13 protein-coding genes are annotated in these 16,629 nt (G+C 42.2%); all 13 read left to right on the top strand.

Annotated elements, in window-relative coordinates:
• Positions 1 to 119: 119 nt before the first annotated feature.
• Entirely contained in the window at positions 120 to 1,259 is a 1,140-nt protein-coding gene (locus J1778_RS03055) for a polysaccharide export protein (protein WP_217171943.1), read from the top strand.
• Positions 1,259 to 1,693: a low molecular weight protein-tyrosine-phosphatase gene (locus J1778_RS03050; protein WP_274388724.1), complete on the top strand. Its 435-nt coding sequence runs from the start codon at positions 1,259 to 1,261 to the stop codon at positions 1,691 to 1,693. Before J1778_RS03055 ends, J1778_RS03050 begins: the two co-directional genes overlap by 1 nt.
• 21 nt (positions 1,694 to 1,714) lie before the next feature.
• Entirely contained in the window at positions 1,715 to 3,886 is a 2,172-nt protein-coding gene (locus J1778_RS03045; protein ID WP_217171941.1) for a polysaccharide biosynthesis tyrosine autokinase, read from the top strand.
• 56 nt (positions 3,887 to 3,942) lie between these two features.
• Positions 3,943 to 5,403, top strand: coding sequence for a lipopolysaccharide biosynthesis protein (locus tag J1778_RS03040; protein ID WP_217171940.1), 1,461 nt, complete (start codon positions 3,943 to 3,945; stop codon positions 5,401 to 5,403).
• The gene (locus J1778_RS03035; RefSeq protein WP_217171939.1) at positions 5,403 to 6,521 is read left to right on the top strand and encodes a glycosyltransferase family 4 protein; all 1,119 of its coding nucleotides are present in this window, start codon (positions 5,403 to 5,405) and stop codon (positions 6,519 to 6,521) included. The genes J1778_RS03040 and J1778_RS03035 overlap by 1 nt, the downstream gene beginning before the upstream one ends.
• 17 nt (positions 6,522 to 6,538) lie before the next feature.
• The gene (locus tag J1778_RS03030; protein WP_217171938.1) at positions 6,539 to 7,645 is read left to right on the top strand and encodes a glycosyltransferase family 4 protein; all 1,107 of its coding nucleotides are present in this window, start codon (positions 6,539 to 6,541) and stop codon (positions 7,643 to 7,645) included.
• Between the two features lie 9 nt (positions 7,646 to 7,654).
• On the top strand, positions 7,655 to 8,845 hold the full coding sequence (locus tag J1778_RS03025; protein WP_217171937.1) for an O-antigen ligase family protein: 1,191 nt from the start codon (positions 7,655 to 7,657) through the stop codon (positions 8,843 to 8,845).
• On the top strand, positions 8,845 to 10,146 hold the full coding sequence (locus tag J1778_RS03020) for a glycoside hydrolase family 55 protein (protein ID WP_217171936.1): 1,302 nt from the start codon (positions 8,845 to 8,847) through the stop codon (positions 10,144 to 10,146). The genes J1778_RS03025 and J1778_RS03020 overlap by 1 nt, the downstream gene beginning before the upstream one ends.
• Before the next feature lie 48 nt (positions 10,147 to 10,194).
• A complete protein-coding gene (locus tag J1778_RS03015; RefSeq protein WP_217171935.1) occupies positions 10,195 to 11,175 on the top strand; it encodes an acyltransferase family protein in 981 nt (326 codons plus the stop codon).
• A gap of 75 nt (positions 11,176 to 11,250) precedes the next feature.
• A complete protein-coding gene (locus tag J1778_RS03010) occupies positions 11,251 to 12,672 on the top strand; it encodes a mannose-1-phosphate guanylyltransferase/mannose-6-phosphate isomerase (RefSeq protein WP_217171934.1) in 1,422 nt (473 codons plus the stop codon).
• 14 nt (positions 12,673 to 12,686) lie between these two features.
• Complete coding sequence (gene cpsG, locus J1778_RS03005) at positions 12,687 to 14,066, top strand: phosphomannomutase CpsG (protein WP_217171933.1); 1,380 nt, start codon at positions 12,687 to 12,689, stop codon at positions 14,064 to 14,066.
• 85 nt (positions 14,067 to 14,151) lie between these two features.
• Positions 14,152 to 15,306: a glycosyltransferase family 4 protein gene (locus J1778_RS03000; RefSeq protein WP_217171932.1), complete on the top strand. Its 1,155-nt coding sequence runs from the start codon at positions 14,152 to 14,154 to the stop codon at positions 15,304 to 15,306.
• A 127-nt stretch (positions 15,307 to 15,433) separates the two neighbouring features.
• Complete coding sequence (locus tag J1778_RS02995) at positions 15,434 to 16,504, top strand: GDP-mannose 4,6-dehydratase (RefSeq protein ID WP_217171931.1); 1,071 nt, start codon at positions 15,434 to 15,436, stop codon at positions 16,502 to 16,504.
• Positions 16,505 to 16,629 lie beyond the last annotated feature (125 nt).

Raw genomic sequence — 16,629 nt, 5'->3', positions numbered from 1 at the left:
GTTTTGGTGCTTTTATTAATATCTACACACAGGAATGAGAAACTGCGACTGCCAGATTGGAAATATGGATTCGCTCTGAGAGGCAGATATTAAACCTGAACCACAGATGATGTGAAATAATGAAAAATAGATTTTTGAATATTTCTCTGATGATATCCGCGTTGGGACTATTAAGTGGCTGCACCCTTGTTCCCGGGCAGAGTTTAAAAACAGCGGGAAAGGCAGTCATTGAACAACCCGATGATCATTATGATATTGATAAACTGGTTAATATTTATCCCCTGACGCCAACGCTGATCGATAATTTACGGCCACAATCGGTGATAGCCCGCCCTAATCCGCAGTTAGACCAGCAGATTAAAAATTATGAATATCATATCGGTGTCGGCGATGTACTGATGGTGACCGTCTGGGATCACCCTGAACTGACAACACCGGCAGGTCAATACCGAAGTGCCAGTGATACCGGTAACTGGGTTAATTCAGACGGTACGATTTTCTATCCCTATATTGGTAAATTAAACGTCACCGGTAAAACGGTCACCCAGGTTCGTCAGGAGATCAGTACCCGTCTGGCAACTTTTATTGAAAGCCCGCAAGTTGATGTCAGTATCGCCGCGTTCCGGTCGCAAAAAATTTATACCACCGGGGAAGTCATAAAATCTGGTCAGCAACCCGTCACCAATATTCCGCTTACTGTTATTGATGCCATCAATGCGGCAGGAGGATTAGCGCCGGATGCAGACTGGCGCAACGTGGTGCTGAACCATAAAGGTGAGAATACGCAGATTTCCCTGCATGCTCTGATGCAAAAGGGTGACCTGACACAGAACCGCTTGCTGTATCCCGGTGACATTCTGTTCGTACCGCGTAACGACGACCTTAAAGTGTTTGTGATGGGAGAAGTCACTAAACAGAGCACGCTGAAAATGGATCGCAGCGGAATGACGCTGGCCGAAGCGCTGGGTAACTCAGAGGGTATTTCACAAAGCATGGCAGATGCTTCCGGGATATTTGTCATTCGCCCGCTTAAAGGCAGTAATAAAAGCAAAATCGCCGACATCTATCAGTTGAATGCAAAAGATGCCTCATCGATGGTGATGAGCACTGAATTCCAGCTGCAACCCTACGATATCGTTTATGTCACTACGGCACCGGTTGTTCGCTGGAATCGGGTGATATCTCAGATAGTCCCGACTATTGCGGGTGTCCATGACATGATCGAAGCGGGCCGTTTTGTACGGCAATGGAATCCATGATGTTTGATTCTATTTTGATCGTCTGTACCGGCAATATCTGCCGTTCGCCGATTGCAGAAAGAATACTCAGGCTGAATTTACCGGATAAGAAAATAGACTCAGCCGGAACGATTGCTATGGTCGATAAGCCGGCGGATCCCGGCGCAGCGAGGGTGGCAGAAAAGCATAATCTGGTGCTGAGTAACCACCGCGCAACCCAATTCACTGCTGAGTTAGGTCGGGAATATGACCTGATTCTGGTCATGGAAAAATCCCATCAGGAACAGATCAGCCGCGTTTCTCCAGAGACGCGGGGCAAGATCATGTTGCTGGGCCACTGGCTGGGACAGAGGGATATTCCAGATCCCTACCGCAAAAGTCATGAAGCTTTTGAGTCTGTTTACCGGTTAATCGATCAGGCCTGCCAATCCTGGTTGCAAAAACTGAACGGATAACACCATCAGGAAAATCTACGCATGTCACCAGTCATTTCAAAACACCCCGCGTCACTTGATTCAGATGAAATAGATTTAGGGCGCCTGATTGGCGAACTAATCGATCACCGGAAATTGATTATTTTTATCACCGCAGCACTAACCTTGCTGGCGGTGATATATGTTCTGTTTGCCACACCTGTCTATCAGGCGGATGCATTAATTCAGGTCGAACAGAAACAGGGAAATGCCATACTTGAAAGCCTGAGTCAGGTACTGCCTGATTCTCAGCCTCAGTCGGCGCCGGAAATTGCCCTGTTACAGTCGCGGATGATTCTGGGCAAAACGGTCGATGACCTGAATTTACAGGCGGTGGTAGAACAGAAGTATTTGCCGGTATTTGGCCGGGGATGGGCAAGACTGACCGGAGAAAAACCGGGCTCATTAGCAGTGAGTCATCTTTATTTGCCTGATAACGGCAGTGATGCACCCACAATCGTCGTGAGCGTGGTGGATAAAAATAACTATCTGGTCGAGGGCGACGATTTTGAATTAAAAGGCGTGGTGGGGGAATTGCTTAGCGAGAAGGGCATCTCTTTGATGGTCAATGATATACAGGCGACGCCGGGCACTCAATTCCGCGTTTATTATCTGACGAAGTTGAAAGCAATTAATAACTTGCTGGATGCGTTTAATGTCAGCGACCAGGGGAAAGACACCGGCATTCTTAACCTGTCGCTCAACGGCGAAAGTCCGAACCATATCTCGGCGGTCTTAAATAGCATCAGCCAAAACTATCTTGACCAGAACATTGCACGTCAGGCTGCGCAAGACGCCAAAAGCCTCGATTTCCTGGAACGCCAGTTACCGCAGGTTCGTGCTGATCTGAATAAGTCAGAAGATAGCCTGAATACCTATCGGCGACAGAAGGATTCAGTCGACTTATCCCTTGAAGCGAAGTCAGTGCTGGATCAGATTGTTAATGTGGAAAGTCAGTTAAACGAACTGACTTTCCGTGAGGCTGAGATTTCCCAGCTGTACACCAAAGACCATCCGACCTATAAAGCGCTGCTGGAAAAACGTCAGACACTCCTGAAAGAGCGCGACAGACTGAATAAAAGCGTGTCTGAAATGCCGGGTACCCAACAAGAAGTCGCGAGGTTAAGCCGGGATGCGGAATCCAATCGGGCTATTTATATGCAATTGCTCAATCGCCAGCAGGAGTTGAGCATCGCTAAATCCAGCGCAATCGGTAATGTAAGGATCATTGACCCGGCAGTGACTGAACCTAAAGCCGTTAAGCCTAAAAAAGTGCTAATTGTATTGATTGGTATGATATTAGGCGCAGTCATTTCCGTGAGCATCGTCCTACTGCGCTTATTCTTGCGTAAGGGAATAGATTCTCCTGAGCTGCTGGAAGAAAGAGGGATAAATGTTTACGCGAGTATTCCGCTGTCAGAATGGCTGAGCAGAAAATCCAAGTCTGCTAAATACAGTCCTGTGAAGTCCAAAAGAAAAGAGACGGAAACAAGTTTTCTGGTTGTTGAAAATTCGGCCGATCTCGCTATCGAAGCAATACGTAGCCTGCGAACAAGTCTTCATTTCGCTATGATGGAAGCTAAAAATAATGTTCTGATGATATCCGGTCCAAGTCAAAATGCCGGGAAAACCTTTGTAAGCAGTAATCTGGCAGTGGTAATTGCACAGACTAATAAAAAGATACTTTTTATTGATGCTGATATGCGAAAAGGGTATGCCCATAAATTATTTAAAGCAGGCATTGAAATTGGTCTTTCAGATATTTTGTCCGGGAAATCTGATCCTAATTCCTCTGCGATAAATATCCCTTCAGTGGGCATTGATTTTATCTCCAGAGGTGCGGTCCCGCCCAATCCGGCAGAGTTACTCATGCACAGGCGATTCGAAAGTTTGATCAGTTGGGCATCTGAAAATTATGATCTTGTTATTATTGATACACCTCCCATTCTTGCGGTCACGGATGCTGCAATTATCGGAAAATATGTCGGCACAACATTGCTGGTCGCTCGCTATGGAATGAACACCGTTAAAGAAATAGAAGTGAGTATAAGGCGGTTCGAGCAAAGTGGCGTACAGGTCAAGGGGTGCATTATTAATAGTGTTATTAAAAAAGCTAGCAGTTATTATGGGTATGGATATAGTGGCTACAACTATGCTTATTCGGACGATAAATAGCACTTATGTTAAAAGTAAAATAAAACTGAACGCAGGTTTTGTCGGATTTAAAAAATATGACAACTAACTCTTTAAAAGAGCGCACTATTACAGGGCTAATCTGGAATGCCATTGAAAGGTTTATGGTACAGGGCGGACAGTTCGTCATCCGGATTATGATAGCAAGGATGATTACCCCTGCAGAATACGGCCTGATAGGGATGGTGGCCGTTTTCCTGGTGCTTTCTGATGTGATAATTAACGGAGGTTTCTCACAGGCATTAATTCAAAAGAAAGACCGTTCAGACTTAGATTATTCAACTGTTTTTCACATTAACTTTGTATTGGGGTTAATGATATATGGGGTTCTATATGTCCTTGCTCCATATATTTCAGAGTTTTATAGCGATAACAGACTTGTCGAAGTAATCAGGTTAATATCAATCAGTATTGTTATTAAGTCACTTAGCGTTGTTCAGATAGCAAAGTTAAGCATAGAATTAAACTTTAGGCTTAAAACATTTGTTAATTTCTGGGCTGTACTGATTAGTGGTGTATTTGCTATCTATTTGGCCTATATGAATTATGGTGTCTATGCACTGGTTTATCAGGCAATAAGTTATTCAGCTATCGTAACCATTCTGATGTTTATTGTTTCTAGATGGCGACCTAAACTACAATTTTCTTTTACCAGAACCAAAGAACTGTTCAATTTTGGATCCAAGGTATTTTTAGCCGGACTCACCGGCGTATTATCAGATAACTCATATTCAATCCTTATTGGTCGCCTCTTTACGAGCAAGGAGGTCGGGTTTTATGCGCAAGGCCGTAATCTGCCTGACTTACTGTCTGTAAACCTTTTCAACGTTTTGCAAGGTGTTTTGTTTCCGGTAATGGCTGCCGCTCAGGATGACAGGGAGCGGTTGCTGAAGATATATAAAAAGAGCCTGGATATGACAGCTTTCATCGTTCTTCCTTGTATGGTTGGACTCGTGGTGATAGCGGAGCCCTTTGTCAGATTATTCCTTACTGACAAATGGCTGCCTTCCGTTTTTATTATCCAGTGGCTAGCACTGTCGCGCATGATTATTCCACTCGGTGCAATAAATGCGAATCTTTTAAATGCAATCGGTCGGTCCGACCTGTATCTGAAGATTGACCTGATAAAACTTCCATTGACTATCATCGGTCTGTTTATTTCTGCTCCATTTGGATTGAAGTACATGGTTATAAGCAACTTTGTTATTTCTATATTTTACTTTTTTATTAACGCTTACTATCCGGGGAAATTGTTTGGTTACGGTGCAGTGAAACAACTGAAAGATATGTCATTAGTATTCATAGCGACATTATTGATGTTTTTATCGACCTACTTCATCAGTGTCGATGGTGGATTCATTGATATTATTTTGAAGGTTATTCTGGGCGCTGTAGTTTACATGCTGTGTTGCGCAATGCTTAAAGTTAATGCTCTTTGGGAAGTATTTAATTATGCCAAAGAGAAGATGAATAAAAATAGACAGAAAGGTGGTGCGTAATGCGGAAGATATTAATTTTCACCAATGAGTTTTATCCCTTCAAAGGTGGTATTGGTCGATATTGTGAAGAATTAATTAATGTTATTAAACATGATAATCAAGTAACACTCATTGCCCCTAAATATGATGATAAGCTCAAGCAGAGTGACATCAGCAAAAAAATGACATTAAATCTTTTTTCAGGTGGACAGTTTAAATACTGGCATCTGCCAAAACTAATAAAAAAAGTGATGTCTATAAATTTTGATGAATATGACTATGTTTTGGTCGCAGACTGGCCATTTTGGATTGCCATACAATGCGTAAATAAATTTACGTTGAGGAATAAAATAAAATTTAATCTTATGCTACATGGAAGTGAAGTCCTTAATCTAAAGAATGGTAAGGCTTCTATATTTGCAAAGATGTTAAATTTATTTTCTGGTGTGAAAACTATATTTACTAACAGTAATTATACGAAACGTATTTTACTGGAAAACCATCATGTCCCAAAAGAGATCCCGGTAATTGTTACGTATCTTGGGGTTTCTCAGGATGAGAAGATAAGCAATGAAACTTATCTGAATAATGCTAATTCAGAACAGTTCAATATACTCACTGTTGGGAGATTAGACGACAGAAAAGGGTATGATTATGTCATTAAATCATTAGGTTTGCTTCCTCCAGATGTCAGAAAAAAAATCATCTACACCATCGTAGGTAATGGGAGTGATGACTTTATAGAGAATTTGAAAACACTGGCTGAGCGTAATGACGTCAGACTTATGATTCGGTCTGGCATTGGTGACGAAGAACTTAAGAAAATTTACCAGCAAAATAAAGTTTTTGTGCTTGCTGCAAAACATAGTAATAAAAAGATTGAGGGTTTCGGATTGGTTTTCCTGGAAGCCGCAATCTACGGTATACCTTCTGTTGCAACAGATGTGGGGGCAATCAGCGAGGTTGTATTAAATAATCGTAATGGGCTCGTAGTAAAAGAAGATATTCACGAAATTGCTCAGGCAATCATGACGCTCTACAAAGACAGGGTGTTACTCAGCGAATTAAGTAATAACTGTATTTCTGATGTGAAGAAATTCACTTGGTCAAAGCTGGCAGAACTCACCTTGAACGATTAAAAACAGGCAGAAACAAAATGAAAAAAGAAAAAATCCTGTATGTTGATACCTGCCATGATGTCGCCGGTGGACAAAGAAGTCTGATTGCACTACTGGAGAAAATCAATGGGAAAGTTGATTTTAATATCCTGATTGACAAGAAAAACATTAAATATAAAACGGAATTACTGAAATCAGGGATCAGCGAAAGACATATTAATTATATTGATAGCAAACCATTTAACTCACGGGTTATAGGGGGGGTTAATCTGATGTTACGAACCCTGGAGAGGAGTAATTACTACTCTATCGTACATTGTAATACATTTTATGATGGGCTGTTTGCAATGCCTTCATTCCGGATCAGAGGTCGTAAAACAGTTTTTCGCGCACGATGCGGTATTGATTTATCGAATCATGGTTTCGTGGATAATGTTATATACCGACTTTCAACGGTGATACTGGCAAACTCTGAATATGTGAAAAGTACGTTTAAACGGGTGTCAGATTCACTGTTTAAAATAAGGGTTATCTATAACCCACTCGATTTAAAATTTCTGAACAGAACCAGCGGGGAGTCTGTTCAGGATAATGAAAAGTATGTTATTGCTGTTATTGGCGCAATAACTGAAGTTAAGAATCAAATGGAAGTCTTGCAGGCTCTTTATCTGTTAAATGACACTTCAGTTAAGTTAAGGTTTATTGGGGAGCCAAGAAGCACTGAAAAAGATAAAGAATATTGTAAGCAACTACAAAAATTCACCCAGGAACATAACCTGCACGAACAGGTAGAATTTACCGGCTTTGTTTCTGATGTCCGCGAGAGCTTACATGACGTAAATCTGGTCTGTGTCCCATCTGACAGAGAGCCATTAGGGAGAGTGATTTTCGAAACTCAACTCTACGAGATCCCAGTGTTAGCTTCCAATTCTGGCGGCAATACTGAACTGGTCGAAAATAATATCACCGGATATTTGTATGAGCTGGGCAATGTCGAACAACTTGCCGAAAAGCTTAAACTGGTCAAAGCTGATCATTCACTGATAACGAGTAATGCTAAAGATTTCATCATCAAGAGATTTTCTCCGGAACGCACTTATCTTGCAGAATTGAGTTTATACACGGAAATAATGAAATTAGAATGAAGGTATTTAATGCAATCTGTCAATAAGAATAGTATCGCAATTCAATTCTCATGTCTTGCTATGGTTATAATTACATTGATACCTTTTGGGCGTGGGGATATATCCGGCCTCGAAATTGCTTTTCCATTTTCAATGCTGTCATTGTTTTTTTTCTTATTGAGAAAAAACAAAAGAAACAAACACGCTTTATATATTATATTATTTATTTCGTTATGGTCAGTTTGGGTGTTGTCAGGGATTACCTACAGTTACATGTATTATCCGGGTTCAACTGACCACATTCCGGCCTATTTGAGGTATTTCAGAATGCTGGAGATGTATATCCCTGGCGTCCTGATACTGGCTTTTAGCCGCGGAATCAATGAGCGGCAACAGAAGCGGGTTGCATTCTTTTTTATAATTCTTTTCATTCTTGTTACCCTCGAAACATCAGTTGGTTTTTTTTTGCAGAGCCAGGCACTGACAGCCACTCAGATGTATAAATATCCAGGAATGGGTTACGTGTTCAGGGCCGGAGGAGTTGCAAAGGATTCCAGCGCTTACAGTAATCTTATACTTCTTCTAGGATTTACGGCATTTATTGAACTAAGGAGAGCAGGCAGGAACTCGTTTCTATTTACCGTGATTTTGATTTGCTTTCTTATCAATATTTATCTTTCTATGTCCAGAAGTCTGCTGGTTGCTGCTTTGGTTTATTTTGTTTTTAAGCTCGGTCTGGAGCGTAAAATAAAACCCCTGACGTTAATGTTAATCGCTGTATCTATTATTTCATTATTAATTTTTGGAATGAATAACGAGTATTTATCTTCATTCTGGGGGAGGTTATCCGGTGCTAATCAACAGGATATAAGTTCAGGCAGATTTACAACCTGGGCATTACTGCTTGGACTCGTTGGTGATAACCCTTTGCTTGGAGTAGGTTATCGTTTATCCACAGAGAAGTACGGTCTTATTCCTGATAACATGTTTCTCTCACTTTCTGTTGAGACAGGAGTTATTGGGCTTCTACTTTACCTTTCTTTTCTGCTATCACTTTGTTCATTTGTTTATAAAAATAATAGGGATAAATTTCCTCTGATCATGGCTTATACTATCTCTGGTATGTTCATCGATATATCAACATTTTGGGTAAGCGTACCTTTGTTTTTATTTACTATGAGTATCTATAAAAAGCGAGATATTCATGATGAAGGTGAATAATGTGCAATCAGGATCAATTTTTAAAAGAAAGTATAAATGAGCAGAGGCGTTCTTTTTTAAAGTATTCTTCTGTTGGATTTGCAAGCTCGTATCTCTTTCTCAATAGTGCTTATGGTATCAATTCAGTGCCTGCCAGGATTCCTGATCTGAATATGTTAGATTTTGGTGCCAAAGGCGATGGTGTAAATGATGATTCTTTTGCCTTTCAGCGGGCATGTGATGTTGCGGCTAAGCTCGGAGGTGCCAGGATCCATTTACCCGATCCTGATAAATATTACCGCCTGCTGTTTCCTGTCTATTTGTCAGATAACACAGAAGTCTTTGGTCAGGGAGAAAGTACTAAAATCCTCTTTGAGGATCCTTTGTTTGTAAAAGGTCGAGGTGGTTTTGTTATTGGTTCAAGTAAGGAGGCAAACAGAGAATACGCTAAGCAACGTTATTTGCATAAACAGAATATGACCACCATCAATCCTAATTTTAAAAATCCTGAACAACGGCAATATCTTCGGGATAACCCAAAATTCTTACAGGCTGAAAATTCTGTCATTCATGATTTATATATTGAGTCTCAATTTACCCAGCAAAATATAAATGACTGGGGTGGATATGGAATTAATTTTGTTAACGCAAGAAACTGCCATGCTTATAATATTTGGGGGCGTGGCTGGACTCAGTTGATCGGCATGGGATCTGATGTACCGCCGGAAACACCGTCGAATCATAATTGCTCTGCCCGAAATCTGCATGTTATCAGCCCTGACCTTAAAAGAACTTACTATTCCATTGGATTTATTGCGAATTCGACCAACTGCGTCATTGAAAGTGCACAACAGCATAGTCCCATGACACCCGGTAGTTTAAACGGGAGCGGAGTAGCAACTAACTTATGTGAAGACTGTATTATTAAAAACATTCAAATACCGGACTTAGGAAAAACAGTTACCTCTGAAGGGGTTCTTATCAACAACTCTTCTGGTTGCAGTGTGGAAAACATACTTATCGGTAATGCCAGAACAGCAGTCTCGGTCTTTTATAGCGATGCTAAAACACTTAACCCTGAGAAACCTAATTACTTCAGTAATATTAAAGGTATTAATTGTGAGGTTGTGTTAGCTGTTTACTCTAAGTTTAATGTCATCAGGTCCGTCTCTGGTGTTAACAGCATGTTTAATATTTTATTGAAAAATGCTAATGCGACAAATAACTCTATTTATTCCTCACCAGAAGACGTTGCAGCATCAAAGAATCTTTCGCAGCATTTTCTTTCTGTCCATAAATTCATAACGTCGCAGTTACGATAGTTTTTTCAATAATTATTTTTACGATAGCAATGATTTTGGTGATTAATTATGGCCGAAAATAGTAATAAAAGAAATCAACTGACAGATGTTTTCAGGCTGGTGTTGATTTTAATGGTAATTGCAATTCATGCCGGTATTTTCTCTGCAAATTCTCTGTTGAGTTTTTATACTGTAGATGGTTTTTTCAGAGTTGCTGTTCCTGTTTTCTTTATAATAAATGGTTTCTACTTTCAAAAACAAGTTACTGATTTTTTTAAATTTAAGAAATGGTTTAAGAGAGTTGTTTTATTGTTTGTATCCTGGCAGGTTATTTATCTCCCGTTGTACCTTCCTGTACGAGATATTAATGCCAACCATCTTGCTGTATTTTTTTCAGAGTTGATATTTGGTTATCATCATCTTTGGTACATTGCAGCTATGGCAATGGGGGGTGTTGGATTGTATTTTTTAAGAAACCGAAGTTATATTATTTTTATATGCATCGGTCTTTTTTTTACGGGCACCATACTGCAATATACCAGAGTTTTTCTTAAGCCTGATAGCCTATACTATAAGGTGTTTTCCCAGTATTGGATTTTCAGAAACGGGTTATTCTTCGGTTTTCCTATGATGTACATAGGATCATGCCTTGCCAGAAATAAATTTATCCAGAAAGTTCGTGTTGATAAATTAATGCTAATGTTGGTTTTAGGGTGCGGGGTATTAATGGCTGAATTAACCTTTGTCTATTTTTTTGTTTTTAAAGGTGATTCATATCATATTGATTTTATCTTGTCGTTGCTACTTCTTTGCCCTGCAATATTCATCTTTCTGATGAAAGATACAGGTGTTTATTTTAAAAGTTTCAACACCAAAAATTTAGCGCTAATTTGCGGTGCCATGTATTTTATTCATCCTTATGTTATTTTTTTTCTGACTCTCTCTGAGACTCTCTCCTGTAATGAGGTTTATGTGCTTACGGTTGTCATAACTTTATTATTATCAACATTATTATTTTTATTAAAGAATCGGTTACATTTCCTTTTATGAGAGATTATCAGAACAAAAAATGAAGTTATTCCACTATTAATTAAATTAATGCTTTCCATTTAGGTGAGGGTAAAGATGATCCTACCAGTAATCATGGCTGGCGGTACCGGTAGCCGCCTGTGGCCAATGTCTCGTGAGCTTTATCCAAAACAATTTCTTCGTCTGCATGGCGATAATTCAATGTTGCAGGAAACCGTCGCCCGTTTAAAAGGGCTGGATGTTTCTGTGCCGCTGGTTATTTGTAATGAAGAGCATCGCTTTCTGGTCGCCGAACAATTACGACAAATAAATCAGCTCTCTGACAACATTATTCTTGAACCTGTCGGGCGAAACACCGCCCCTGCGATTACGCTTGCTGCCCTCAGTGCTATCAATAACGGCCACGATCCGTTATTGCTGGTACTTGCAGCCGACCATGTTATTGAGTCGCCTGCAGCTTTCCATCAGGCAGTACAAAACGCCATTCCCTTTGCTGAGCAAGGGAAGCTGGTGACCTTCGGTATCGTGCCGACCGGCCCTGAAACCGGCTACGGTTATATACAGCGGGGAACAGAATTCAGCAGCGATGCCGACCCGGTTTTTCAGGTGCAACGATTTGTTGAGAAACCTGATCTTTCTACCGCTTTGCAGTATCTGGAAAGCGGAGAGTATTACTGGAACAGCGGTATGTTCTTATTCCGTGCAAAGCGTTTTCTGGAAGAGATGGCGAAATTCAGGCCGGACATTCTTGAAGCCTGTCTTAAAGCTATTGAAACCTCGCAGACTGATGAGCAGCAAGATTTTATTCGTGTGGATAAAGAATCCTTTATTTCCTGTCCGGATGAGTCTGTTGATTATGCCGTGATGGAAAAAACCACTGATGCCATTGTCGTTCCGTTAGATGCGGGCTGGAATGATGTGGGTTCCTGGTCTGCTCTTTGGGAGGTGAATAATAAAAGCATCGAGGGTAATGCCCTGAGTGGTGATGTATTTACGCATAACGCGACGAATTGCTATATCAATACGGATGAGAAATTAGTGGCCGCCATCGGTGTCGATAATCTGGTCATTGTTAATACCAAAGATGCCGTTTTAGTCATTGATAAAAACCAGGTGCAGGACGTTAAGAAAGTTGTCGACTTTTTAAAGACTCATCAACGCCGGGAATATCGTCTGCATCGTGAGTCGTATCGCCCCTGGGGACGCAACGATAATATCGTGACGGCACCGCGTTATCATGTGAACCGGATAACGGTTAAACCCGGTGGACAGTTCTCATTGCAAATGCATCATCACCGTGCGGAGCACTGGGTAATTCTCTCAGGTACCGCCAGAGTTATTCTGGAAGATAAGGATTATCTGCTCACTGAAAATGAATCTACGTTTATTCCCATTGGGGCTCAGCACAGGTTAGAGAACCCCGGGAAAATTCCTCTCGAACTTCTGGAAATCCAGTCAGGCTCCTATCTGGAAGATGACGATATTATCCGTATAAAAGATCACTATGGTCGCTGTTAATTTGGGGATGAAATATGTCAGATAAATTGACTTGCTTTAAGGCGTACGATATTCGCGGGGAATTAGGTGTTGAATTAAACGAAGATATTGCTTATCGCATCGGTCGTGCTTACGGCGAATATTTAAAACCGAATAAAGTGGTATTGGGCGGAGATGTCCGTTTAACCAGCGAGGCATTAAAACTTGCTCTGGCAAAGGGTTTACAGGATGCAGGATCGGATGTTGTTGATATTGGCGTGACAGGAACGGAAGAAATCTATTTTGCGACGTCTTATCTGGGCCTTGATGGCGGCATTGAAGTAACAGCAAGCCATAATCCAATGAATTACAACGGCATGAAACTGGTTCGTGAAGACTCCCGGCCAGTCAGCGGTGATACCGGTTTACGTGATATTCAGGCGCTGGCCGAAGCCAATCATTTTGCACCGGTGGATCAGGCTAAGCGCGGCACTTACGAGAAAGCCTCTGTGCTGGAAGAGTATGTGGATAAGCTGCTTAGCTATGTCGATCTAAAGAATTTCACCCGTCCGCTGAAACTGGTGTTTAACTCGGGGAACGGAGCTGCCGGTCACGTTGTTGATGCTATTGAACAACGCTTCATTGCCGCCGGGGCACCGGTTGAATTTATCAAAGTTCATCATGAAGCTGATGGCACATTCCCGAATGGCATTCCTAATCCGTTATTGCCTGAGTGTCGTCAGGACACCACGGATGCCATCATTAAACATCAGGCAGATATGGGGATTGCGTTTGACGGTGATTTTGACCGGTGTTTTCTGTTTGATGACGCCGGTAACTTTATCGAAGGGTATTACATCGTCGGTCTGCTGGCGGATGCTTTTCTGGAGAAATATCCCAGTTCGCGCATTATCCATGACCCGCGCCTGAGCTGGAATACCATTGATATAGTCACCGGTGCGGGCGGTGTGCCGGTGATGTCGAAAACAGGTCATGCTTTTATCAAAGAACGTATGCGCCAGGAAGATGCGGTTTATGGCGGCGAGATGAGCGCCCATCATTACTTCCGCGATTTTTATTACTGCGACAGCGGTATGATCCCTTGGCTGCTGGTGGCGGAATTGCTGCATGTTAAAGGGAAATCCCTGAGACAATTGATTAATGACCGGATCACCGCGTATCCCGCTTCCGGCGAAATTAACAGTTACCTGCAACAACCTAAAGAATCTATAGCCCGTGTATTAGCCATGTACGAAGGTGAGGCGGTGAACATCGACCATACAGACGGAATAAGTCTGGAGTTTGATGAATGGCGTTTTAATCTGCGCAGCTCAAATACTGAGCCGGTGGTTCGGTTGAATGTAGAATCACGCGCCAATACAAAATTAATGCAGGAACAAACAAGAAGAATTCTTTCCATCCTTCGTAGTATGTAACCATTAAAACTATTTTATTTAAGTGAGTGATAATGACTCGCTGTGAGTTTGTATTGCTCACTTTTCATTTTATAAGGTTTAAATTATGTCACATGATGTGAGTGTTGGGATTGTTGCTGACTGGCTGGTGACATTTGCAGGGTCCGAAAAAGTTATTGCGGAATTTATTAAATTATATCCACACGCCGATATTTATTCAGTGGTCGACTTCCTTTCTGACGAATCCCGCAAGAAATTTTACGGAAAAGAAGCGACGACCTCTTTTATTCAGCGCTTACCTTTTGCTAAAAAGAAATATCAGCAGTATCTGCCTTTAATGCCACTGGCAATCGAACAACTTGATGTGACCGGACATGACATAGTGCTTTCCAGCAGTCATGCGGTCGCCAAGGGGGTGCTGACCGGCCCTGATCAGTTGCACATCAGCTATGTGCATTCTCCGATCCGTTATGCGTGGGATTTTCAGCATCAGTATTTACGCGAATCAGGGCTGAATAAAGGTCTCAAGGGGAAACTGGCCCGCTGGTTTCTGCATAAAATCAGGATCTGGGATTACCGCACTGCTCATGGCGTCGATCACTTTATTGCCAATTCTCAGTTTATCGCCCGCCGGATCAAGAAGGTGTATGGCCGCGATGCGGATGTTATTTATCCGCCCGTTGATGTTGAGCGCTTTACGCTGCAGGAGAACAAAGAGGATTTCTATTTCACCGCTTCACGCATGGTGCCTTATAAACGTATCGATCTGATTGTGGAGGCATTTAGCCAGATGCCGGATAAGAAGCTGGTGGTCATCGGTGACGGCTCTGAAATGGCGAAGATCAAAGCCAAAGCGGGCCGTAACATTGAAATACTGGGCTATCAGCCTGACGAGGTGATGCAAGACTATATGCGACGCGCAAAGGCCTTTGTTTTTGCTGCGGAAGAAGATTTTGGGATTACACCTGTCGAAGCGCAGGCCAGCGGAACGCCGGTTATTGCTTTTGGTAAAGGTGGCGTTCTGGAGACCATCAGACCTTATGGTGAAAAGAACGCCACCGGGGTATTTTTCGCTGAACAAACAGCGGAATCACTGATTAAAGCTGTGCGTCACTTTGATAAGATTCAGGAGTCTATTCTCCCGCTGGACTGTCGCGAAAATGCGTTAAAGTTCTCCGGAGAAAGATTTCATAATGAACTGGATAAATATATCAAAACAAAATGGAATGAGTTTAATGAACGTAAGCGCATCGTTTATTAAGATTTTGTCATTATTCATGTAGTCTTTAAATTTTTATTCTGCGATTCATCTTACTCAACATAACCTTGCAATTATAATCGTGCATCTGTCCCGATGCGTTTTTTAAATTGTAATCAAAGGGTTTACTATGTCTAAGGTCGCTCTTATTACCAATATCACCGGGCAGGACGGATCCTATCTGACTGAACTTTTACTTAAAAAAGGTTATACCGTTCACGGTATTATTCTGCACAGTCCGGCACTTAATACTGAATCTGTCAGTGAAGAGTTGCATAAAAATAACCCTAACTTTTGCATTCACCCTTATAACCAGGGTGAAATTTCAAATCCGGCCGCATTGCTGGCGTTAATTCGTCCGGATGAAATTTATCATCTGGATATTATCAGCGGCACAGCCGCTCACTCCACTTTATCCGGAACCGGAATCAGTGCCCTGAGAATGCTGGAAGCCATTCGTTCACAAGGACTGGAGCACAAAACCCGTTATTACCATGCGTCATCTTCCGCGTTGTGCGGGCTGGTTAACGGGATGTCGATCAACGAGATGGTGACATTCAATCAGCCTTTTGCGGATGTGGTCGCGCAAATCAGCGATTTTTGGACGGCGGTGAATTACCGGGAGACCTTCGGGATATTTGCCTGCAACGGCATTCTGTTTAATCACGAATCGCCACGGCGAAGTGAGAACTTTGTCACCCGCAAGATAACCCGCGGTCTGGCCAATATCACACAGGGGCTGGAGAAATGCCTTTATCTTGGCAATTTGAATGCATTACGTGACTGGGGACACGCCAGGGATTACGTCAAAATGCAGTGGCTGATGTTGCAGCAGGACAAGCCGGAAGATTTTGTCATTGCAACTGGCGTGCAGTTCACGGTGCGTCAGTTCGTGACTTTTGCTGCGCTGGAGCTGGGGATTAAGCTGCGTTTTATCGGCAAAGGCGTTGAGGAAAAAGGGGTGATTGCCGCGATTATCAGCCCGGTGGCCGCAGCGCTGAAAGTCGGTGATGTGATTGTCGCCGTAGATCCGCGTTATCTCCGCCCGGCTGAAGTCTGCAAGGTTTCGGCTAATCCATCAAAAGCACGACGTCAGTTAGGGTGGGCACCGGAAACCTCGTTACAGGATTTGGTGATCGAAATGGTTCAGGCTGATCTGGCTTCTGCCAAAAAGGCTGCGCGTTTGAAGCTTTACGGATAACGCCTTTCGCTGTTTTTGAATCATTACATAAAAGCCGGAGAATATTAGCGTATTCTCCGGCTTTTTTTATTGGGTAAAACCCAGAAAGCAAAAAACCCGCCATAGGCGGGTTTCTTTAAATAGGG

The organism is Rahnella bonaserana (assembly GCF_019049675.1).
GTDB classification, from domain to species: domain Bacteria; phylum Pseudomonadota; class Gammaproteobacteria; order Enterobacterales; family Enterobacteriaceae; genus Rahnella; species Rahnella bonaserana.
This window is presented reverse-complemented; position numbering and strand designations above follow the sequence as displayed.

Bases quoted from the DNA above. Each gene is read 5' to 3' on its own strand.
- J1778_RS03055 (WP_217171943.1), top strand. From the start codon at position 120: ATGAAAAATAGATTTTTGAATATTTCTCTGATGATATCCGCGTTGGGA.
- J1778_RS03050 (WP_274388724.1), top strand. From the start codon at position 1,259: ATGTTTGATTCTATTTTGATCGTCTGTACCGGCAATATCTGCCGTTCG.
- J1778_RS03045 (WP_217171941.1), top strand. From the start codon at position 1,715: ATGTCACCAGTCATTTCAAAACACCCCGCGTCACTTGATTCAGATGAA.
- J1778_RS03040 (WP_217171940.1), top strand. From the start codon at position 3,943: ATGACAACTAACTCTTTAAAAGAGCGCACTATTACAGGGCTAATCTGG.
- J1778_RS03035 (WP_217171939.1), top strand. From the start codon at position 5,403: ATGCGGAAGATATTAATTTTCACCAATGAGTTTTATCCCTTCAAAGGT.
- J1778_RS03030 (WP_217171938.1), top strand. From the start codon at position 6,539: ATGAAAAAAGAAAAAATCCTGTATGTTGATACCTGCCATGATGTCGCC.
- J1778_RS03025 (WP_217171937.1), top strand. From the start codon at position 7,655: ATGCAATCTGTCAATAAGAATAGTATCGCAATTCAATTCTCATGTCTT.
- J1778_RS03020 (WP_217171936.1), top strand. From the start codon at position 8,845: ATGTGCAATCAGGATCAATTTTTAAAAGAAAGTATAAATGAGCAGAGG.
- J1778_RS03015 (WP_217171935.1), top strand. From the start codon at position 10,195: ATGGCCGAAAATAGTAATAAAAGAAATCAACTGACAGATGTTTTCAGG.
- J1778_RS03010 (WP_217171934.1), top strand. From the start codon at position 11,251: ATGATCCTACCAGTAATCATGGCTGGCGGTACCGGTAGCCGCCTGTGG.
- cpsG (WP_217171933.1), top strand. From the start codon at position 12,687: ATGTCAGATAAATTGACTTGCTTTAAGGCGTACGATATTCGCGGGGAA.
- J1778_RS03000 (WP_217171932.1), top strand. From the start codon at position 14,152: ATGTCACATGATGTGAGTGTTGGGATTGTTGCTGACTGGCTGGTGACA.
- J1778_RS02995 (WP_217171931.1), top strand. From the start codon at position 15,434: ATGTCTAAGGTCGCTCTTATTACCAATATCACCGGGCAGGACGGATCC.